Below are 18,629 nucleotides of genomic sequence, written 5' to 3'. Positions count from 1 at the left end.
TAACCGTTCGCACGCGTCCCGGCCTGTGGGTAACTTTCCCGGCATGTACTCATCGACGCCCGACGACTGGCGCGAGGCCAACCGCGCCCGCTGGGACGAACGCGTCCCCATCCACGCGGCCAGTGACTTCTACGACCTGGACGCCTTCCGGGCTGGCAAGGACGCGCTGCGCGACTTCGAGCTCACCGAGGTCGGCGACGTCACGGGCCGGACGCTGTTGCATCTGCAGTGCCACATAGGCCTCGACACCCTCTCCTGGGCACGCCAGGGCGCCGCCCAGGTCGTGGGCCTGGACTTCTCCGAGCCCGCGGTCGAAACCGCCACCGGGCTCGCCAGGTCGCTGGGCCTCCCGCCGGAGCGGGCCGTGTTCGTCACATCCGATGTGTACGACGCCGCCCAGGCCGTTCCGGACTCCGCGTACGACATCGTCTACACCGGGCTCGGTGCGCTCAACTGGCTGCCGGACGTGGACCGCTGGGCAGAGGTCGCCGCCTCCCTGGTCGCACCCGGCGGTTTCCTGTACCTGGCGGAGTTCCACCCGCTGACCGACTGTCTGGACGACGACACCGGCTCCACGGTCGCGTACGACTACTTCAGCGGCGACCCGTGGGTCGATGACACTCCGGGCACGTACGCCGACTCCGACGCGGCCACCGTCCACAACCGCAGCGTCGAGTGGCAGCACCCTGTGGGACAGGTCGTCTCGGCTCTCGCGGCGGCAGGGCTCCGGATCGATTTCCTGCACGAGCACGATGCCTCCCTCTTCGCCCGCTATCCCACGCTGGTGCGCCATGCGGACGGCTACTACCGCTTCCCCCGGGACCGTCCGCGCATTCCGATGATGTACTCGATCAAGGCATCGCGGCCGGTCGGCGGCTGACGCCGGCCTCCGCCCGGGCAATTGTCAGTGCCGGGCGCCACACTCGGGGAATGACTGACATGCGCGACAGCGCCGGCGCGGCGTGGGGTACGGCAGAGATGCGTGCCGCTCTGAAGGCCTACTGGGCGGCGGCGGACGCCCGCGACTGGAGCGCGTTCGCCGACACCCTCGCCGAGGGGGTGGTCTACGACCTGCCGCAGAGCCGCGAGCGGATCGTCGGCAAGGAACGCTACGTGCAGTTCAACCGGGAGTACCCGGGGGACTGGCGGGTCAGGATCGAGCAGATCGTGGCCGACGGGGAGGCCCGGCAGGCTGCCGTCAGGACCCTGGTCACCGTCGGGCCGGAGGAGGTACCCGCGATCCACTTCTTCGCGTTCGACCCGGACGGCAGGATCACCGCGGTGACGGACTTCTGGCCCGAGCCCTACGAGCCCCCGGCGGGCCGCGGGCATCTGGCCGAGCGGTACTGAGCCCGGCCCCCCTCCGGCACGGCGCCCGCCCGCCGCACCCGGCACCTCCGGCAGATGACCGGTGGGGCGCCGTCGCGCGTCGGACGGGTCGGTTAGGAGCGGTCTATCCAGCGGAGTTGAAGGCCGGGAGGTAGCCGTTCGACTGGCCGACGGCCTTGGGATGGTACGAGTTGGTGATGGGGATCGACACGCTGTGGATCCACGCGTCTCCCGAGCACAGCTCGTGGCCGGTGAATTCGTCCACCACGCTGGAGTAGGTGAACCCCGCGTCCGCCGCCCGCTTGGCGAGCACCCCGTTCAGCACGTCCGAGGCGTTGTTGATGGCTCCGCGCTCCGTCTCCGTCAGGCCGGCGATGCAGGTGCCCGACAGCTTGTAGAAGCGCGGGTAGCCCAGGACGACCACGTGGGCTTGGGGAGCGCGCGAACGGATGCCCGCGTACAGGGAGTCGAGCCTCCCCGGCAGCGAGTTCCGCATCGCGGAGACAGCCGTGTTCACCCTGCTGACGCAGTTGGCCTCGCTCTGCAGGACGCATGTCTGCATGACGTCCGCGAACCCGACGTCATTGCCTCCGGCCGTGAGGCTGACGAGGGTGGTCGACGACCTCAGAGCGCCCAGCTGGCCGCTGGACACGGAGGCCGTCGTCGCACCGGAGCAGGCGACGAACGCGAACGACGAGGGAGCGTTCGCGTTCCTCCACAGGTAGGGGTAGGCGTTGGTGCTGCGCATGCAGCCGCCGCTCTCCGACGTGTAGCTCCCGGCGCCGACGCCCGAGGAGTAGGAGTCACCGAGAGCGACATAGTTGTCGCCGGCGGCGGCTGCGGGTTGCGCGACGCCGAGTGCGGCCACGGCGGCGATCGCGAGAGCGAAGACGGACGCCCGGAAGGTTCGTACTGACATGGCTGCCAGCCCTTCGAAATGTGGGGGGTGAGTGGGGAGTTCGTGGGGCGAGCACGTTTGTAGCAGCTCCCGGTACCCGGCGGTAATGGCCTCGTCGAAAGTCGTCTGATATGCCCGAAGGATCGTTCGGTAGACGGTGCTCCGCGCGTAGATAAACCCTGAACAGGTCCTCGAAATGGTGAAGTTACGTGTCGCTCCGGGACCCCTTGTGACTTCTCTCCGTCACTTTGGGGGGAGGGTCAGCCGTTCGAACGACAGCCGTGGCCGTGTCCCTCGCGCCCCCCACGCGCGCCCGCCCGGCAGCCCGGGGACCGCCCTGACGGTAGGCGCCGCGCACGCCACTGCGGCCGCCAGGAAACCTGGCGGCCGCAGTGGATGGGAACGGTCGGGGACTACAGCGTGCGCTCCAGGCGGTCCGCCATCAGCCTGCTGAAGCGCGAGGGATCACTCAGTTCGCCGCCGTCCGAGAGGAGCGCCAGCCCGTGGACGAGCTCGGCCGTCTCGGCCAGTTCGGTGCCGGGGCCCTCCTCGCCGCTCTGCTCGGTGTACGCCTTCTTCAGCCCGCTGATCAACGCGTGCGAGGGATTGAGTTCGAGGATGCGCTTGATCTGCGGCACTTCCTGGCCCATGGCGCGGTACATGTTCTCGAGGGCCGGCGTCACATCGTGCGTGTCCGAGACGATGCAGGCAGGCGAGACGGTGAGCCGGGAGGAGAGGCGCACCTCCTTCACGGTGTCACCGAGCTGCTCCGTCATCCAGGTCAGAAGGCCGGCGTAGTCCTGCTGCTGCTTCTCGCGCTCGGCCTCGACCTCCTTCTTCTCCTCGTCGGTGTCCAGGTCGACCTCGCCCTTGGAGATGGACTGGAGCGGCTTTCCGTCGAACTCGGGAACGGACTGGACCCAGACCTCGTCGACGGGGTCGGTCAGCAGGAGGACCTCGAAGCCCTTGGCGCGGAAGGCCTCCATGTGGGGCGAACTCTCCATGGCCGCACGCGACTCGCCCGTCATGTAGTAGATCTGCTCCTGGCCCTCCTTCATCCGCTCGACGTACGAGCGCAGGGTGGTCAGGCCTTCCTCGTCCTGGGTCGAGGCGAACGAGGAGATCTCCAGGATCGCGTCGCGGTTCTCGAAGTCCTGGAAGAGCCCTTCCTTGAGAACCCGGCCGAATTCCTTCCAGAACGTCGCATACTTCTCCGGGGCGCCGGACCTCATGTCCTTCACCGTGGAGAGCACCTTCTTGACGAGGCGGCGCCGCATCATCTCGATCTGGCGGTCCTGCTGAAGGATCTCGCGCGACACGTTGAGCGACAGGTCCTGTGCGTCGACCACGCCCTTGACGAAGCGCAGATACGTCGGCATCAGCGCTTCGCAGTCATCCATGATGAACACGCGCTTCACATAGAGCTGAACTCCACGCTTGTGGTCCTGCATGAACAGGTCCTGCGGGGCGTGGGACGGCAGGAAGAGAAGAGCCTGGTATTCGAAGGTGCCTTCCGCCTGCATGCGGATGGTTTCGAGCGGCTCGGTCCAGTCATGGCTGATGTGCTTGTACAGCTCGCTGTACTCCTCATCGGTCACGGAGTCCTTCGACCGGGCCCACAGGGCCTTCATCGAGTTGACCGTCTCGACCTCGGGTTCGGCTCCCTCCTCGCCACCCGCCGCCGCCATGCGGATGGGCCAGGTGATGAAGTCCGAGTAGCGCTTGACGATTTCCCGGATCTTCCAGGGCGAGGTGTAGTCGAAGAGTTTGTCCTCGGCGTCCTCGGGCTTGAGCCGCAGCGTGACCGAGGTGCCCTGGGGTGCGTCGTCGACTGCCTCGACGGTGTAGGTCCCCTCGCCGCTGGACTGCCAGCGGGTGCCCGTGTCCTCGCCCGCGCGCCGGGTCAGCAGGGTGACCTCGTCGGCGACCATGAAGCTCGAATAGAACCCCACACCGAACTGTCCGATCAGTTCCTCGGAAGCGGTGGCGTCCTTGGCTTCCTTCAGTTCCTGGAGGAATTTAGCGGTACCGGAATTCGCGATCGTCCCGATCAGCTGCACGACCTCGTCGTGCGACATTCCGATGCCGTTGTCGCGCACGGTCAGCGTGCGCTTCTCCTGGTCGGCCTCGATGGCGATATGGAGGTCGGACGAATCAGCCTTGAGCGTGTCGTCGCGGAGAGTTTCCAGTCGCAGCTTGTCCAGCGCGTCCGAAGAGTTGGAAATGAGCTCACGCAGAAATACATCCTTGTTCGAGTAAATCGAATGGATCATCATCTGCAGGAGCTGGCGCGCTTCTACCTGAAACTCGAACGTCTCGGCCGGCATGGGTGCGGGTTCCCTTTCCTGGGGTAAGTAATCTGAGCCGTTGCATATCGTAACCAAGTGCCGTGCCGCGCATGTGCCGGATCGGCCAAGGCCGTTGTGCTCACAGGCAGCGGGCGCTCGCAGCGCGCACGGGTCCGGCAGCGGGCGCGGGTTCCGCTGCGGACACGCGCACACCCGCCCCGGGGCGACGCGGCCTCCTCGCCGGGCAGACTGGGCTCATGGGCGACACACGAGCGACTTCGCGGGCCGGGCGGGACCGCGGCCTCCCACCTGTGATCACGTGCAGGGAGCCCGGCAGCTTCGCTCGGGGCGTCATGGCCGAACGCCATCCGGCGCTGATCGGGCAGGTACGCGAAGCCTTTCCGTACGGCCCCCGGCAGCGGCGTGCCCTGGACGCCCTGCTGCGCGAGATCGTCCACGGAGTCGTCGAACCGCTCGCTGCCGGGAGCCCGGACCGCGAAGTCTGGCTCGAACAGGGACGGGAGCACTTCGGGCGCCCGTGGTTCGAGGCCCCGTTCCTCTGGGCCGAGAGCTACTTCTACCGCAGGCTCCTCGAGGCCGTCGGTTACGTCGAAGAGGGGCCGTGGCAGGGAATCGATCCCTTCGCCCCCTTCAAGCGCGCCGAGCTCCGCGGCGCAACGGTCGAGGAGGAGCTCCGCTCGCTGGACGACCTCGCCGGCGCGCCCGCGGACAAGCGGGCGACGGCCCTTCTCCAGGCCTCCCTGTGGGGCAACCGGGCCGACCTCGGTTTCCGGGGGCCGACGGGCGGGACCGCTCCGGGAGCGGCAGTCTCCCGTCTGGTCGCCGACGACAGTGCGGTGCTCTGGTCGCTCCTGGCCCCGGAGGCCCCGGCCACCGCCACCGTCGCCGTGATCGCGGACAACACCGGCCGGGAGCTGATCCCCGACCTCGTCCTCATCGACCATCTCCTGGAGCACGGCCACGCAGGCCGGGTGGTGCTCCACGTGAAGCCCGGCCCGTACTACGTCTCCGACGCGACGACGGCCGACGTCGTCGACTGCCTGCGCCGACTGGGCCGGGCTCCCGGCGAGGCGGGCGCGATCGGCGGACGGGTCTGGGAAGCCATGGGTGACGGCCGTCTCGATGTCCGTACCCACGCGTTCTTCTGCGCCCCGTTCCCGTACGAACGCATGCCCGAGGACCTGCGGGCGCAGTTCGGCACCGCGACACTGACGATCCTCAAGGGGGACCTCAACTACCGTCGTCTGGTGGGCGACAGGATGTGGCCGGCGACCACGTCGTTCGCCGACCTCACGGCGCACTTCCCGGGCGCCGTCGCCGCTCTGCGCACGCTGAAGTCCGACGTCGTCGTGGGCCTGGAACCGCGGACCCTGGACAGCCTGGAGCGGTCCGGCAGCGCCTGGCGTACCAGCGGCACGCACGCGCTGATCCAGGTGCGGGCGCGGCCCGGTGGCGCCACCCTCAGCGCGTCACTCCGTACCGGGTGAGCAGATCGTGCCAGCCCTGCTCCAACCTTTCGGCGGCTACGCCGCGTTCGCACGTCAGATGGTGGACCAGGGGAGTGTCGATCGATCCGAGCAGGGTGTGCGCGAGGAGTTCGGGCTCGCCTTCCGCATGTGCCTGACGCAGCAGGAGGGCGACATGGCTGAGCCTCAGACGCTGTGCGGGCACGGCGTAGGTGCGCAGGGGATCGGTGCGGGACGCGAGGATCAGCTCGTGGTGCTCGTGTTCGTGGCGCATCACGGCGGGCCCGAACGCGTGCAGCCGCTCGGCTGCGGGGGCGCCCGGGCCCATCGGGGGCGGCCCGGAGAGGAAAGCGGCCTGCAGCAGCGCCTCACGGTGGTCGAGCAGCGCGATGAGCAGGCCGGTGCGGTCCTTGAAGCGTCGGAAGACGGTGCCCTTGCCGACTCCCGCGGCGGCGGCCACCGATTCCATCGTGAGGCCGGCCGCCCCGCAACGGGCCAGGAGGCGGGAGGCGGCGTCCAGCAGCAGCACCCGGTTACGCGCCGCGTCCGCCCGCAGCGGCTCCGGTTCGCCGGCGGCGGCGAGCGTGAGAGCCGTCCGCGCCGCGCCGGGGTCGGGCGGCGGGGGCAGAGGAGTGGTCATGGCTTCAGAGTAGCGCGGGACGACCCATAAGTGGACCGCGGTCCGTTTAGGTGGTACAACTTTAAACGGACCACGGTCCGCTTACTTCTGCCGTCTCCGTCACCCGGGAGCCCTCATGTCTGTACGCATCCTCGCCCTCGTCGGCAGCCTCCGCGCCGGATCCCACAACCGTCAGCTCGCCGAGGCCGCCGTCAAGCACGCCCCCGAGGGCGTCGAGGTCGTGCTGTACGAAGGCCTCGTCGACGTCCCCTTCTACAACGAGGACATCGACGTCGAGGGCGGTGTTCCGGCTGCCGCGGCCCAGCTGCGCGAAGCGGCCGGCCGCGCCGACGGGTTCCTGCTGTTCTCGCCCGAGTACAACGGCACCATGCCGGCTGTCCTGAAGAACGCCATCGACTGGCTGTCGCGCCCGTACGGTGCAGGCGCTCTGACCGCCAAGCCGGTCGCCGTCGTCGGAACCGCCTTCGGCCAGTTCGGCGGCGTGTGGGCCCAGGACGAGGCCCGCAAGGCGGCCGGTCTCGCGGGTGGGGCGGTCCTGGCCGACGTCAAGCTCTCCATCCCCGGCTCCGTGACGCGCTTCGCCGAGCTCCACCCGGCGGACGACGCTGAGGTCGTCACCTCCCTGACCGAGGTGCTCCGCCAGGTCGCCCAGGGTGCTGCGGCGGCAGCCTGACCCGCCTTCGGCGGCCTGCCGAGCGCCACGCCGCCGACCCCTGCCATCCGGCACCGTCCTGCGGGCCCGGCCCGGTTCCTCTCCCGCGAGAGGCCCGGGCCGGGCCCGTACGTCATTGGCCGGCCTTGCTCGTGAAGGCTCTGCCGGGCCACCGCCGCCACCGTCCGGCGACACCACGTCCGTGCGGGGCAGGTCGCGCCGGCGCCCCCGTCGGCACCCTTCGCTGTCAGTGACCGTTCGCGCACCAGCCGGTCCCCGTGCGGCAGCGATCGGACCTGTATGCGCGCGGCGCGCTGGTGAAGGATCCGGCCCCTGGCTCCCCGCTCAGCCGTGAAGGAGCTCCAGGTACGGCAAAGGGCACGTACTGGAATCAGTACGTGCCCTCTGACCTGCTATTTCAGCTGTCGGGGTGGCGGGATTTGAACCCACGACCTCTTCGTCCCGAACGAAGCGCGCTGCCAAGCTGCGCTACACCCCGATGTCCACCGAGTGTCCCGGCGACATCGATTACTTTAGCCCACCCACGCCCGGAGGCGAAATCCGGTTTTTGTGCCCGGGCGGCAGACGTCAGTCGCGCGGCGTCAGAGTCAGCAGGGTCGCCTCGGGCGGGCAGGCGAAGCGGACCGGGGTGTAGCGGTTCGTGCCGCAGCCCGCGGAGACGTGGAGGTAGGAGCGCCGTTCTCCGACCGTGTGGCCGGAGAGGCCCTTCACCCGGTCCGTGTCCAGGTCGCAGTTGGTGACGAGGGCGCCGTAGAAGGGGATGCACAGCTGGCCGCCGTGGGTGTGACCGGCCAGGATCAGTGGGTAGCCGTCGGCGGTGAAGGCGTCGAGGGAGCGCAGGTACGGGGCGTGGACCACGCCGATCGAGAGGTCCGCGCCCGTTTCGGGGCCTCCTGCGACCTCCGCGTAACGGTCCCGCTTGATATGGGGGTCGTCCAGACCCGTGAACGCGATCTCCAGCCCGTCCGCCTTGATCCGGCCCCGGGTGTTGGAGAGGTTCAGCCAGCCCGCCTCGTCGAAGGCGTCCCGCATCGGCTCCCACGGGTTGTGGACGACGCCCACCGCCGGAGCGTTCCCGTTGAGCCCGTGCTTGCCCTGCGTCTTCTCCAGGAGGTAGCGGACCGGGTTACGCAGTTTCGGGCCGTAGTAGTCGTTGGAACCGAAGACGTAGACCCCGGGGAACTCCATCAGCGGGCCCAGCGCGTCCAGCAGCTCCGGCACGGCTTCCGGGTCGGAGAGGTTGTCGCCGGTGTTCACCACGAAATCCGGGCGCAGCCCTGCCAGGGACTGCAACCAGGCGCGCTTCTTGCGCTGGCCGCTCACCATGTGGATGTCGGAGACCTGGAGCACGCGCAACGGGCGTGCTCCGTGCGGAAGTACGGGAATCGCGATCCGGCGGAGGCGGAAGGACCGTGCCTCGAATCCGGCCGCGTACACGAGGCCGGCAGCACCGACCGCTGCGCCGACTGCCGTTGCTTTCAGGGGTACTCCGTAGCGTGCGCGCATGCGCCCATCGTCGCAGAAACGGTGCGGTGGGAGGAAAACAGGCGGGCGGGAGGAGCTCCGTACCTGTCACAATCGCGGCATGACCACGCTCAAGTCCAAGCTCAAGGAAGACCTCACCACGGCCATGAAGGCGCGTGACGAGCTCACCTCGTCCACCCTCCGGCTCACCCTGACCGCGATCACCAAGGAGGAGGTCAGCGGCAAGTCGTCGCGCGAGCTCTCCGACGACGAGGTGCAGAAGGTGATCGCCAAGGAGGCGAAGAAGCGTCGTGAGGCGGCCGAGGCCTTCGCGCAGGGCGGCCGGACCGAGCAGGCCGAGCGTGAGAGGGCGGAGGGTGCGCTGCTCGACGCGTACCTGCCCAAGCAGCTCTCCGACGACGAGCTGGACGCGATCGTCGCGCAGGCCGTCGCGGAGGCGAAGGCGGCTGGTGCCGAGGGACCGCGTGCGATGGGCGCCGTGATGAAGATCGTCAACCCGAAGGTGGCTGGACTCGCCGAGGGCGGCCGGGTGGCCGCCACGGTCAAGAAGCTGCTCGCGGGCTGAGAAGCCGGTACATGACGTGAAGGCGGGGTGCCCCGGCCCGGGGGCACCCCACCTTCACGTCATGCCGTCGTGTGACCCGGACGGTCAGGGACCGTTGCCGCCGCGTCCGCGACCGTCGTTACCGCCGATGATGCCGGGCGGCAGGGTGATGCCGCCGATCGGATCGGCGCCGGGCTTGCCGTTGTCGTTCCCGCCGCCAGCGCCCCCGTCGCGGCCCTTGTCCTCCTCCTTCTCCTTCTCCTTGCCTCGCGGCACCGCGATCGGGTTGAAGGAGGGGGTCTCGGAGGCGTCCAGGGCGCCGGTCATCGCGGTCTTCCAGATGGGGCCCGGGAGACAGCCGCCGCAGACCTTGTCGTAGTACCGACCACCGATGGTGATGTCGTACATCTTGGTGGTCTTCTCGCCGATGTCGTCACCGACCCAGACCGCGGTGGAGAGATTCGGTGTGTAACCGACGAACCAGGCGTCGAGGCGGTCGTTCGTCGTACCCGTCTTGCCCGCGTTGTCGCGGTCGGTGAGACCCGCCAGGGTGCCGGTGCCGTCCTCGACCACGCCCTTGAGCATCTGGCTGATGGTGTCCGCCGTCGGCTCGCTCATGGCCCGGGAGCACTCGGTCTTCGGTACGCCGACCTTCTTGCCGTTGGCGTCGGTGATCGACTCGATGGCGATGGGGGAGCAGTAGGTGCCCCGGTTGGCGAACGTGGCGTACACGGAGGCCATCGACAGCGGGGTGCTCACTTCACCGCCGAGGGTGATCGAGGCGTTCTCCTCGATCTCCTTGCCGTCGCCCCGCTCGTAGCCCATCTTCTTCGCCATCTCGACCGTCTCGCAGAGTCCGGTCTTCTGTTCCAGCTTGGCGAAGTAGGTGTTGATGGACTTGCCGAGCGCGCTCGTCATGTCCCAGGAGCCCTTCTCGGACTCCATCTCGTTCTGCAGGTCCCAGTTGTCACTGCCGGTCGGGGCGCCCGAACAGTCACGGAAGGAGCTCTTGGGCAGCGAGATCTTCCAGTCGGTGGCGTAGCTCTCGGCCGGGCTGATGCCCTTCTCCAGGGCGGCGGCGGCGGTGATCGGCTTGAAGGTGGAGCCGACCTGGAAGCCGTAGGTGCTGCCGCCCATCTTGTTGTTGACGCCGAGGTTGAGCATCGTCTCGTGCTTCTTCTGGTCCAGGCCGTAGGGCCTGGACTGGCCCATCGAGAGGATCTTGCCCGTGCCGGGCTCGACCTGCACGACCGAGGCTGCCACCTTGTCGTCCTTGTGGACCTTCGAGGTCGCGGCCTCGTTCGCCGCCGCCTGGGCGCGCGGCGACAGAGTCGTCCTGATGGACAGACCGCCGAGGTTCCAGAGCTTGGCGCGCTCCTCCTCGGTCTTGCCGAAGGTCGGGTCGGTCAGGATGACCTTGCGCACGTAGTCGCAGAAGAACCCGGCGCCGCTGACGGCGGTGATGCAGCCGTTCTTCGGCCTGCTGACCTTCAGTTCGAGAGGGGCGGCGATGGCCTTGTCGGCCTCGCGCTGCGAGATGCTGCCGACGGCGGCCATGCGCTGCAGCACGACGTTGCGGCGTTTGGTCGCCTCTTCCGTGTCGTTGACCGGGTCGTAGCGCGTCGGCGACTGGACGAGGCCGGCGAGCATCGCGGCCTCCCCGACCTCCAGGTCCTTCGCGGGCTTGGAGAAGTAGCGCTGGGATGCGGCCTCGACCCCGTACGCCTGCTGCCCGAAGAACGTGATGTTGAGGTAGTTCTCCAGGATCTTCTTCTTGCCGAGCTCTTCCTCGACCTGGATGGCGTACTTGAGCTCCCGGACCTTGCGGCCCAGTGTCTGCTGGGTGGCCTCGGCGACCTTGTCGGGGTCGTCGCCCGCCTCCTCGACGAAGACGTTCTTCACGTACTGCTGGGTCAGGGTCGACGCGCCCTGCGCGGCACCGCCCTCCTGCACGTTCCGGTTCATCGCGCGCAGGATGCCCTTGAGGTCCACCGCGCCGTGTTCGTAGAAACGTGAGTCCTCGATCGCGATGATCGCGTCCTGCATGTACGGCGAGATGTCCTTCAGCGGGACGACGGTGCGGTCACGCGAGTACACCGTGGCGATCGCTCCGCCCTCGTTGTCCAGGATCGTGGTCCGCTGGCTCAGCGGCGGTGTCTTGAGGTTGGAAGGGATCTCGTCGAATCCCTCGACCGTCCCTTTGGCTGCGAGCCCGAGTGCGCCGGCGGCCGGCAGCGCGATGCCTGCCAGCACAGCTCCGGAGAGCGCGGCGACACCGAGGAACTTGGCGGCCTGCTGGGTCGTCGTCAGACCCCCGCCTGAGCGCTTCTTTGGCATGGGGGCAGCCTACGTTCTCATTCGCCGGACACGCGTATAGGCCTTGGCCTAAGCTGCTCTCAACTGTCACAGCAGTCGGATTTTGTATCAACCCCCCTGCATGGCTCTCAATGGAATTCAGCCACCTGTCGAGGCGTTCCCGAAATCGCCTTAGATGTCACTGGATGTCCGTTGCGACTTGCGCTTATCGTCCCGATTTAGTCGGGATGGTCACGCATGTCCTTGCGTCACTCCCCTGGGTGATCTGCCGCATACGCATAGTCCGTTCGGGCCATCCAAGATTGGGCCCGAAGGGGGTGTTGTGGTGTCGCCACCTTCCGTAACGTCCTCAACTGGCAGCGGTGAATATGCCGCTGCCGCCGTGGGGGAGCCTCGATTCGGGAGAGGACGGCGCCGGAATGGGCTGGGTAACCGACTGGAGTGCGCAGGCAGCCTGCCGCACTACCGATCCGGATGAATTGTTCGTACAAGGGGCAGCGCAGAACAGGGCCAAGGCGGTGTGCACCGGATGCCCGGTGCGGACCGAGTGCCTGGCCGATGCGCTGGACAATCGCGTCGAGTTCGGCGTGTGGGGCGGAATGACGGAACGGGAGCGCCGCGCGCTACTGCGCCGACGGCCCACCGTGACGTCCTGGCGCCGCCTGCTGGAGACCGCGCGCAGTGAGTACGAGCGGTCCACAGGCTTGCTGCCCGCAGGGGTGGGCCTGGACGACGACGCGCTGCACGACGACGAACTGCACGAGACGTTCGCCGCCGTGGGGTGAGGGGGCCGTGGGATAAGGGGGCACGGGCTGCCCCCTTGTGACCAGGCGTTGCCCTACACAGCTCCGGCCGGGGTGGAAGCGGAACCGGCCGCGAGCAGTTCTCCGATGGCCCTGAGGCCGGAGAGGTCGTGCACGTCACCGGGCAGCGCGGCCACCTCGGCCACCCGGACCTCGGGGTGGCGCGCGGTGAAGCGGGCGCGCGTGTCCTGTTCGCGTGCGACGACCTGCATCCGCTCGGCGTGCAGGCGCAACAGGCCTGCGGTCAGCTCCTCGACGGACACCTCGACGGATGCGCCGTCGGAGGGTGTGCTGTCCTCGTCCGTGCCCGTGGATGGCCCGGACGGGTCAGACGACTTTCGGCCACGGCCGTGCTGCTCGGGGGTATGCGCTGTCAGGTCGTGCTGAGGCGACTCCTGCTGTGGCTGCTCGTGTGGGGAGAGCTCGTTGCCGCGCTCGGGGGAGGACGGCGACTCCGGGGCTTCGGGAGAGGTGGCGGTCACCGGTTCCGCCGACTCACCAAGGCCAGCCTTCCCGGGCGTCTGATCCACAATGCCGACGCCTTCAAGATTTTCCGCAGCCGCCAGCGCCTGCTCCGCGGACAACCGTGAGGCGTCGCTGCCGTGCACACGGTTGAGGACCATGCCGGCCAGCGGCATGTCCTCCGCGGCCAGCCGTTCCACGAAGTACGCGGCCTCACGCAGCGCGTCCCGCTCCGGCGTCGCCACCACGAGGAACGCCGTACCGGGCGCCTGGAGCAGCTTGTACGTCGCGTCGGCCCGGGTACGGAATCCGCCGAACATGGAATCCATCGCCGCGACGAAGGTCTGTACGTCGCGGAGGAACTGACCGCCGAGCAGTTTCCCGAGCGTCCCCGTCATCATCGACATCCCGACGTTGAGGAACTTCATCCCCGCCCGCCCGCCGATCTTCGCCGGGGCGATCAGCAGCCGGATGAACTTCCCGTCCAGGAAGGAGCCGAGACGTTTCGGCGCGTCCAGGAAGTCCAGCGCCGAACGGGACGGCGGGGTGTCGACGATGATCAGGTCCCACTCGTCGCGCGCCCTCAGCTGCCCGAGCTTCTCCATCGCCATGTATTCCTGCGTGCCCGCGAAGCCGGCCGACAGCGACTGGTAGAAGGGGTTCTCCAGGATCGCGCGCGCCCGCTCCGCGTCCGTGTGCGCCTCGACGGTCTCGTCGAAGGTGCGTTTCATGTCGAGCATCATGGCGTGCAGCTCGCCCTGGCCTTCGATGTCCTCGACCCGGCGCGGGACGTTGTCCAGCCGGTCGATGCCCATGGACTGGGCGAGCCGGCGGGCCGGGTCGATCGTGAGGACGACGACCCTGCGCCCACGCTCGGCCGCCCGCACACCCAGCGCCGCCGCGGTCGTGGTCTTGCCCACGCCGCCGGAGCCGCAGCACACGACGATGCGGATATCCGGGTCGTCCAGGAGCGCGTCGGTCTCCAGTCCCGGTGCGATGTCCGTGCCCAGTGTCATGACCCCACCCCTCGTCCGGAGCCGCGTCGCTCCCCGCTCGGGGGCTGCTGCCCCGCAGCGTCCGCGGTCTCGTCGCCGACACCTTGTTTGCGGAACTCCTCCGCCAGCTCGCGCAGCGCGGGCAGGGTCACTCCCTCGCCCATCAGCGGAAGCTCGGCCATGGGCAGTCCCAGCCCGGCCAGCACCGCGCGCTGCTCACGCTCCAGGCCGACCCGCTGGGCATGCTCGGAGGCCTGGGCGACCAGCGGTCGCACCAGTCCGGCGGAACCGGTCACGCCGGCGCGGGTGAGCGTCTTCGCGATCTCCTTGCGGCGGCCCCCCGAAGCCGTCCGGAGCGCGTCCTCGTCCAGCAGGTGGGGCCGCACCATGTTCACCACGACCCTGCCCACGGGAAGGTCCGCGGCCCGCAGCTCGGCGATGCCGTCCGTGGTCTCCTGGACCGGCATCTCCTCCAGGAGCGTCACCAGGTGGACCGCCGTCTCGGGGGACTTCAGTACCCGCATGACGGCCTGCGCCTGATTGTGTATCGGGCCGATCCGGGCCAGCCCCGCCACCTCGTCGTTCACGTTGAGGAAGCGGGTGATGCGCCCGGTGGGAGGCGCGTCCATGATCACGTAGTCGTAGACGAACCTGCCCTGCTTGTCCTTGCGGCGCACGGCCTCGCAGGCCTTGCCGGTCAGCAGGACGTCCCGGACCCCGGGGGCGATGGTGGTGGCGAAATCGATCGCGCCGAGCTTCTTGAGCGCCCGGCCGGCACTGCCCAGCTTGTAGAACATCTGGAGGTAGTCCAGGAGCGCGCGCTCGGCGTCGATCGCCAGCGCGTGGACCTCTCCGCCGCCGGGCGCCACGGCGATCCTGCGTTCCTCGTAGGGGAGGGCCTCGGATTCGAAGAGCTGGGCGATGCCCTGCCTGCCCTCGACCTCGACGAGGAGAGTGCGCCTGCCCTCGGTCGCGAGGGCGAGCGCGAGTGCGGCGGCGACCGTGGTCTTACCGGTCCCGCCCTTGCCGCTGACGACCTGGAACCTGCTCACGTCTTCGAGCCTAACCAGTCGGCAGGCAGGCTACGCACGAGGCCGCGTGTGCCAGGCATTACAGTCGGCTCATGACCAAGTGGGAATACGCGACCGTGCCCCTTCTCGTGCACGCGACCAAGCAGATTCTGGACACCTGGGGCGAGGACGGCTGGGAGCTGGTCCAGGTCGTTCCCGGCCCGAACAACCCCGAGCAGCTCGTGGCCTACCTGAAGCGGGAGAAGCCGTAGTGGCGGGCGCCGTCGAGGCGAAGCTCGCCGAACTCGGCCTGACGCTCCCGGACGTCGTGCCGCCGCTGGCCTCCTACCAGCCGGCCGTGGCGTCCGGGGTGTACGTCTACACCTCCGGCCAGCTCCCCATGGTGGACGGCAAGCTCGCGGTGACCGGCAAGGTCGGCGCCGAGGTGACCCCGGACGAGGCCAGGGAACTGGCGAAGACCTGCGCGCTGAACGCCCTGGCGGCAGTGAAGTCGGTCGCCGGTGACCTGGACCGGATCGCGCGGGTCGTGAAGGTCGTGGGCTTCGTCGCCTCGGCCTCCGACTTCACCGGCCAGCCAGGTGTGATCAACGGGGCCAGCGAGCTGCTGGGCGCGGTCCTCGGTGACAAGGGCGTGCACGCGCGCAGCGCCGTGGGCGTCGCCGTGCTGCCGTTGGACGCACCGGTCGAGGTCGAGGTCCAGGTCGAGCTCGTCGACGCCTGATCCGTCTCTCTCCGATCCCGTCCGGTCCCCCGACCGGGCGGGATCATGCGTGTAAGGGGCAGACGGTGATGGCCGGGCTCTCGAACATCGTCGCGGTTCCGGATAGCCTCCGGCCATGTCCAACGGTCAGTGGTACCCACCGGAATGGCCCGCCCGGATCCGGGCCCTCGCCAGCGGAGAGCTGACGGCTGTGACTCCCAGGCGTGCCGCCACGGTGATGCTGCTCCGCGACGACCCGGGGGGACCGGACGACGCCGGTCCCACGGTTCACATGCTGCGCCGGCGCACCTCCATGGCGTTTGCCGGGGGCGCGTACGCCTATCCGGGTGGCGGGGTCGACCCACGGGACGACGACCACCTCGTGGGCTGGGCGGGGCCGTCCCTGGAGACCTGGGCCGCCCGTCTGGGCGTCGGTACGGCCGTCGAGGCCCAGGCCGTCGTCTGCGCCGCTGTCCGTGAGACCTACGAGGAGGCGGGCGTCCTGCTGGCCGGGCCGACCGCCGACTCCGTCGTGAGCGACACCACGGGCGCCGACTGGGAGGCCGACCGCGAGGCCCTGGTGGCCCGCGAGCTGTCCTTCGCCGGGTTCCTGGACCGCCGTAACCTCGTTCTGCGCTCCGACCTGCTGGCCGCGTGGGCGCGCTGGATCACCCCCGCCTTCGAACCGCGACGTTACGACACCTGGTTCTTCGTCGCCGCGCTCCCCGAGGGCCAGCGCACCCGCAACGTCTCCACCGAGGCCGACCGGACGGTCTGGGTCCGGCCCGGTGACGCGGCCGACGGCTACGACAAGGGCGAACTGCTGATGATGCCGCCCACCGTGGCCACCCTGCGGGCCCTGAGGCCGTACCGGACGGCCGCGGAGGTGTTGGAGGCTGCGGACTCCCAGGACCTCGCCCCCGTGCTGGCAGAAGCCCGTATGGAAGGCGACGAGCTGGTGCTCAGCTGGCCGGGCCACGACGAGTTCACCCGACACGTCCCGACTGCCGGGCATCCCGCGTCTCCCGTGGCAGGGGACGGCGCGGACGGGAACCGCTCATGAGTGACGCGGCCGCACTGCCCGGCCAGCCCCGTGGCGGGGTCCTCTCCGGGCCTGCCACCACCCGTACGGTCAACGTCCTGGCTCCCAACGCCTCAGCGATGACCCTGGACGGCACGAACACCTGGATCGTCGCGGAACCAGGCTCCGACCTCGCGGTCGTGATCGATCCGGGCCCCCTCGACGACGGGCATCTGCGGGCCGTGATCGAAACCGCGGAGAGGGCGGGCAGGCGTGTCGGTCTCACCCTGCTCACGCACGGGCACCCCGATCACGCGGAGGGAGCCGCCCGGTTCGCCGAGCTCACGCGCACGAAGGTGCGCGCTCTGGACGCGGCGCTGCGTCTGGGCGACGAGGGGCTCACGGCCGGTGACGTCATCACCACGGGAGGACTTGAACTCCGGGTCGTCGCCACACCGGGCCACACCGCGGACTCCCTCTCCTTCCATCTGCCCGCCGACCGGGCCGTACTGACGGGCGACACGATCCTGGGGCGTGGCACCACCGTCGTCGCCCACCCGGACGGCCGGCTGGGCGACTACCTGGACACGTTGCGCCGCCTGCGGTCGCTGACGGTCGACGACGGGGTGCACACGGTCCTGCCGGGGCACGGGCCGGTGCTGGAGGACGCGCAGGGAGCCGTCGAGTTCTACCTCGCCCACCGCGCACACCGCCTGGCCCAGGTGGAGACGGCCGTGGAGGCGGGGCACAGGACGCCTGCCGAGGTCGTGGCGGCGGTCTACGCGGACGTGGACCGCTCGCTCTGGCCCGCCGCGGAGCTGTCCGTACGAGCCCAGATGGAGTACCTGGCCGAGCACGGCCTGATCTGAGCGGCACCCGGCCGGGAGGACGCACGCGAAAGGCCCCACCGTGCGGTGGGGCCTTTTCGGGTCTGCCGTACTGCGGCCGGTCGCGGCAGCCGTCCGGCCGCTGCCCGGGACCGCGGTCGGCGACCTGGCGTCACGGCACCGGCGGCGTACGCCGCGGGGCGTCAGCGGGCGGACGCCGCCCGGGCGTGTCAGCAGACATGCGGGGCCGGAGGCCGCGCGGCGTCAGCGGGACCGCTTGGCCAGCCGCTCCACGTCCAGCAGGATCACGGCCCGCGCCTCGAGCCGCAGCCAGCCCCGTCCCGCGAAGTCGGCGAGCGCCTTGTTGACCGTCTCGCGGGAGGCGCCGACCAGCTGGGCCAGCTCTTCCTGCGTCAGGTCGTGCACGACGTGGATGCCCTCCTCCGACTGCACACCGAAGCGGCGCGACAGGTCGAGGAGCGCTCGGGCGACACGTCCCGGCACATCCGAGAAGACCAGGTCGGACATCTGGTCGTTGGTCTTGCGCAGGCGCCGGGCGACGGCGCGCAGCAGCGCGGTGGCCACCTCGGGCCGGGCGTTCAGCCAGGGCTGGAGGTCTCCGTGGCCGAGGCCGAGCAGCTTGACCTCGGTGAGCGCGGTCGCGGTAGCGGTGCGCGGACCCGGGTCGAAGAGCGACAGCTCTCCGATCAGCTCGCCGGGGCCGAGGACGGCCAGCATGTTCTCCCGCCCGTCCGGAGACGTGCGGTGGAGCTTCACCTTCCCCTCGGTGACCACGTACAGGCGGTCACCCGGGTCGCCCTCGTGAAACAGCGCGTCACCGCGTGCGAGGGTCACCTCACTCATCGAGGCGCGGAGCTCCGCGGCCTGCTCGTCATCGAGCGCCGCGAAAAGCGGGGCGCGCCGCAGAACGTCGTCCACGAGTTCTCTCCTTGTCGGCCTGTTCAGGGAAGCGTGGTTTCCATGATGCCGGACGGTAAAACAGTGCGATCGATCACAAACCAGTTTGACGCACGAGCGTGCCGGACCCTACGGCAGGGGGCCGATCGGGCGTGGATACGCGGTGACCGGGGCAGATGTCAGCCCCTGGCTCTAGGCTGGCCGGGTGTCCG

At 69.3% G+C, this 18,629-nt stretch carries 18 protein-coding genes and 1 tRNA gene; 10 read left to right on the top strand and 9 right to left on the bottom strand.

Annotated features, from left to right (window positions below):
* Window positions 1-43 precede the first annotated feature (43 nt).
* Together ACHFIV_RS30755 and ACHFIV_RS30750 are read left to right on the top strand one after the other, a co-directional pair.
* Window positions 44-880 carry a class I SAM-dependent methyltransferase gene (locus ACHFIV_RS30755; protein WP_398975807.1) on the top strand — a complete coding sequence of 279 codons (837 nt, stop codon included), beginning with the start codon at window positions 44-46 and terminating at the stop codon, window positions 878-880.
* 59 nt (window positions 881-939) lie between these two features.
* On the top strand, window positions 940-1,350 hold the full coding sequence (locus ACHFIV_RS30750) for a nuclear transport factor 2 family protein (protein WP_398976588.1): 411 nt from the start codon (window positions 940-942) through the stop codon (window positions 1,348-1,350).
* Window positions 1,351-1,453: 103 nt separating this feature from the next.
* Here ACHFIV_RS30750 and ACHFIV_RS30745 read toward each other — a convergent pair whose 3' ends face one another.
* Window positions 1,454-2,248 carry an SGNH/GDSL hydrolase family protein gene (locus tag ACHFIV_RS30745; protein WP_398975805.1) on the bottom strand — a complete coding sequence of 265 codons (795 nt, stop codon included), beginning with the start codon at window positions 2,246-2,248 and terminating at the stop codon, window positions 1,454-1,456.
* Between the two features lie 392 nt (window positions 2,249-2,640).
* Complete coding sequence (htpG, locus tag ACHFIV_RS30740; RefSeq protein WP_398975803.1) at window positions 2,641-4,554, bottom strand: molecular chaperone HtpG; 1,914 nt, start codon at window positions 4,552-4,554, stop codon at window positions 2,641-2,643.
* A gap of 218 nt (window positions 4,555-4,772) precedes the next feature.
* Between htpG and ACHFIV_RS30735 the strand changes: the two genes are divergently transcribed.
* Window positions 4,773-6,023, top strand: a complete 1,251-nt coding sequence (locus ACHFIV_RS30735) for a damage-control phosphatase ARMT1 family protein (protein WP_398975801.1) — start codon at window positions 4,773-4,775, stop codon at window positions 6,021-6,023.
* Here ACHFIV_RS30735 and ACHFIV_RS30730 read toward each other — a convergent pair.
* The gene (locus tag ACHFIV_RS30730; protein ID WP_398975799.1) at window positions 5,998-6,642 is read right to left on the bottom strand and encodes a TetR/AcrR family transcriptional regulator; all 645 of its coding nucleotides are present in this window, start codon (window positions 6,640-6,642) and stop codon (window positions 5,998-6,000) included. The genes ACHFIV_RS30735 and ACHFIV_RS30730 overlap by 26 nt on opposite strands.
* Before the next feature lie 115 nt (window positions 6,643-6,757).
* Here ACHFIV_RS30730 and ACHFIV_RS30725 point away from each other — a divergent pair, with 115 nt between their 5' ends.
* The gene (locus ACHFIV_RS30725) at window positions 6,758-7,315 is read left to right on the top strand and encodes an NAD(P)H-dependent oxidoreductase (RefSeq protein ID WP_398975797.1); all 558 of its coding nucleotides are present in this window, start codon (window positions 6,758-6,760) and stop codon (window positions 7,313-7,315) included.
* Window positions 7,316-7,719: 404 nt separating this feature from the next.
* Here ACHFIV_RS30725 and ACHFIV_RS30720 read toward each other — a convergent pair.
* Window positions 7,720-7,793 (bottom strand) — tRNA-Pro (locus ACHFIV_RS30720).
* Between the two features lie 89 nt (window positions 7,794-7,882).
* Complete coding sequence (locus tag ACHFIV_RS30715; RefSeq protein ID WP_398975796.1) at window positions 7,883-8,821, bottom strand: metallophosphoesterase; 939 nt, start codon at window positions 8,819-8,821, stop codon at window positions 7,883-7,885.
* Window positions 8,822-8,900: 79 nt separating this feature from the next.
* On the opposite strand from ACHFIV_RS30715, the gene ACHFIV_RS30710 reads away from it, so the two are divergent.
* A complete protein-coding gene (locus ACHFIV_RS30710; RefSeq protein ID WP_398975794.1) occupies window positions 8,901-9,365 on the top strand; it encodes a GatB/YqeY domain-containing protein in 465 nt (154 codons plus the stop codon).
* Window positions 9,366-9,449: 84 nt separating this feature from the next.
* Here the strand turns inward: ACHFIV_RS30710 and ACHFIV_RS30705 are convergent, their stop codons facing one another.
* The gene (locus ACHFIV_RS30705; protein WP_398975792.1) at window positions 9,450-11,681 is read right to left on the bottom strand and encodes a transglycosylase domain-containing protein; all 2,232 of its coding nucleotides are present in this window, start codon (window positions 11,679-11,681) and stop codon (window positions 9,450-9,452) included.
* 398 nt (window positions 11,682-12,079) lie between these two features.
* On the opposite strand from ACHFIV_RS30705, the gene ACHFIV_RS30700 reads away from it, so the two are divergent.
* Window positions 12,080-12,445, top strand: a complete 366-nt coding sequence (locus ACHFIV_RS30700; protein ID WP_398976586.1) for a WhiB family transcriptional regulator — start codon at window positions 12,080-12,082, stop codon at window positions 12,443-12,445.
* A gap of 53 nt (window positions 12,446-12,498) precedes the next feature.
* On the opposite strand, the gene ACHFIV_RS30695 is transcribed toward ACHFIV_RS30700, so the two are convergent.
* Window positions 12,499-13,941 (bottom strand): ArsA-related P-loop ATPase, encoded by a 1,443-nt coding sequence (locus tag ACHFIV_RS30695; RefSeq protein WP_398975790.1) that lies wholly within the window; start codon window positions 13,939-13,941, stop codon window positions 12,499-12,501.
* A complete protein-coding gene (locus ACHFIV_RS30690) occupies window positions 13,938-14,972 on the bottom strand; it encodes an ArsA family ATPase (RefSeq protein ID WP_398975788.1) in 1,035 nt (344 codons plus the stop codon). The genes ACHFIV_RS30695 and ACHFIV_RS30690 overlap by 4 nt, the downstream gene beginning before the upstream one ends.
* A gap of 71 nt (window positions 14,973-15,043) precedes the next feature.
* On the opposite strand from ACHFIV_RS30690, the gene ACHFIV_RS30685 reads away from it, so the two are divergent.
* The 4 genes from ACHFIV_RS30685 to ACHFIV_RS30670 all read left to right on the top strand — a co-directional run bounded on the left by ACHFIV_RS30685 (window position 15,044) and on the right by ACHFIV_RS30670 (window position 17,541).
* Window positions 15,044-15,202, top strand: coding sequence for a DUF4177 domain-containing protein (locus ACHFIV_RS30685; RefSeq protein ID WP_019992579.1), 159 nt, complete (start codon window positions 15,044-15,046; stop codon window positions 15,200-15,202).
* Entirely contained in the window at window positions 15,202-15,672 is a 471-nt protein-coding gene (locus tag ACHFIV_RS30680; RefSeq protein WP_398975786.1) for a RidA family protein, read from the top strand. The genes ACHFIV_RS30685 and ACHFIV_RS30680 overlap by 1 nt, the downstream gene beginning before the upstream one ends.
* Before the next feature lie 115 nt (window positions 15,673-15,787).
* The gene (locus tag ACHFIV_RS30675; protein ID WP_398975785.1) at window positions 15,788-16,714 is read left to right on the top strand and encodes an NUDIX hydrolase; all 927 of its coding nucleotides are present in this window, start codon (window positions 15,788-15,790) and stop codon (window positions 16,712-16,714) included.
* Window positions 16,711-17,541 (top strand): MBL fold metallo-hydrolase, encoded by an 831-nt coding sequence (locus ACHFIV_RS30670; RefSeq protein WP_398975783.1) that lies wholly within the window; start codon window positions 16,711-16,713, stop codon window positions 17,539-17,541. Before ACHFIV_RS30675 ends, ACHFIV_RS30670 begins: the two co-directional genes overlap by 4 nt.
* A 222-nt stretch (window positions 17,542-17,763) precedes the next feature.
* Here ACHFIV_RS30670 and ACHFIV_RS30665 read toward each other — a convergent pair whose 3' ends face one another.
* Window positions 17,764-18,438: a Crp/Fnr family transcriptional regulator gene (locus tag ACHFIV_RS30665; RefSeq protein ID WP_014046869.1), complete on the bottom strand. Its 675-nt coding sequence runs from the start codon at window positions 18,436-18,438 to the stop codon at window positions 17,764-17,766.
* Window positions 18,439-18,629 lie beyond the last annotated feature (191 nt).

Source organism: Streptomyces sp. ALB3 (assembly GCF_044385685.1).
In the GTDB taxonomy this organism is placed as follows: domain Bacteria; phylum Actinomycetota; class Actinomycetes; order Streptomycetales; family Streptomycetaceae; genus Streptomyces.
Note: the sequence above shows the minus strand (reverse complement) of the source record. Positions and strands in the feature narration are given on the sequence as shown.

Bases quoted from the DNA above. Each gene is read 5' to 3' on its own strand.
- ACHFIV_RS30670 (WP_398975783.1), top strand. From the start codon at position 16,711: ATGAGTGACGCGGCCGCACTGCCCGGCCAGCCCCGTGGCGGGGTCCTC.
- ACHFIV_RS30745 (WP_398975805.1), bottom strand. From the start codon at position 2,248: ATGTCAGTACGAACCTTCCGGGCGTCCGTCTTCGCTCTCGCGATCGCC.
- ACHFIV_RS30725 (WP_398975797.1), top strand. From the start codon at position 6,758: ATGTCTGTACGCATCCTCGCCCTCGTCGGCAGCCTCCGCGCCGGATCC.
- ACHFIV_RS30750 (WP_398976588.1), top strand. From the start codon at position 940: ATGCGCGACAGCGCCGGCGCGGCGTGGGGTACGGCAGAGATGCGTGCC.
- ACHFIV_RS30730 (WP_398975799.1), bottom strand. From the start codon at position 6,642: ATGACCACTCCTCTGCCCCCGCCGCCCGACCCCGGCGCGGCGCGGACG.
- ACHFIV_RS30715 (WP_398975796.1), bottom strand. From the start codon at position 8,821: ATGCGCGCACGCTACGGAGTACCCCTGAAAGCAACGGCAGTCGGCGCA.
- ACHFIV_RS30735 (WP_398975801.1), top strand. From the start codon at position 4,773: ATGGGCGACACACGAGCGACTTCGCGGGCCGGGCGGGACCGCGGCCTC.
- htpG (WP_398975803.1), bottom strand. From the start codon at position 4,554: ATGCCGGCCGAGACGTTCGAGTTTCAGGTAGAAGCGCGCCAGCTCCTG.
- ACHFIV_RS30695 (WP_398975790.1), bottom strand. From the start codon at position 13,941: ATGACACTGGGCACGGACATCGCACCGGGACTGGAGACCGACGCGCTC.
- ACHFIV_RS30710 (WP_398975794.1), top strand. From the start codon at position 8,901: ATGACCACGCTCAAGTCCAAGCTCAAGGAAGACCTCACCACGGCCATG.
- ACHFIV_RS30755 (WP_398975807.1), top strand. From the start codon at position 44: ATGTACTCATCGACGCCCGACGACTGGCGCGAGGCCAACCGCGCCCGC.
- ACHFIV_RS30705 (WP_398975792.1), bottom strand. From the start codon at position 11,681: ATGCCAAAGAAGCGCTCAGGCGGGGGTCTGACGACGACCCAGCAGGCC.
- ACHFIV_RS30675 (WP_398975785.1), top strand. From the start codon at position 15,788: ATGTCCAACGGTCAGTGGTACCCACCGGAATGGCCCGCCCGGATCCGG.
- ACHFIV_RS30685 (WP_019992579.1), top strand. From the start codon at position 15,044: ATGACCAAGTGGGAATACGCGACCGTGCCCCTTCTCGTGCACGCGACC.
- ACHFIV_RS30700 (WP_398976586.1), top strand. From the start codon at position 12,080: ATGGGCTGGGTAACCGACTGGAGTGCGCAGGCAGCCTGCCGCACTACC.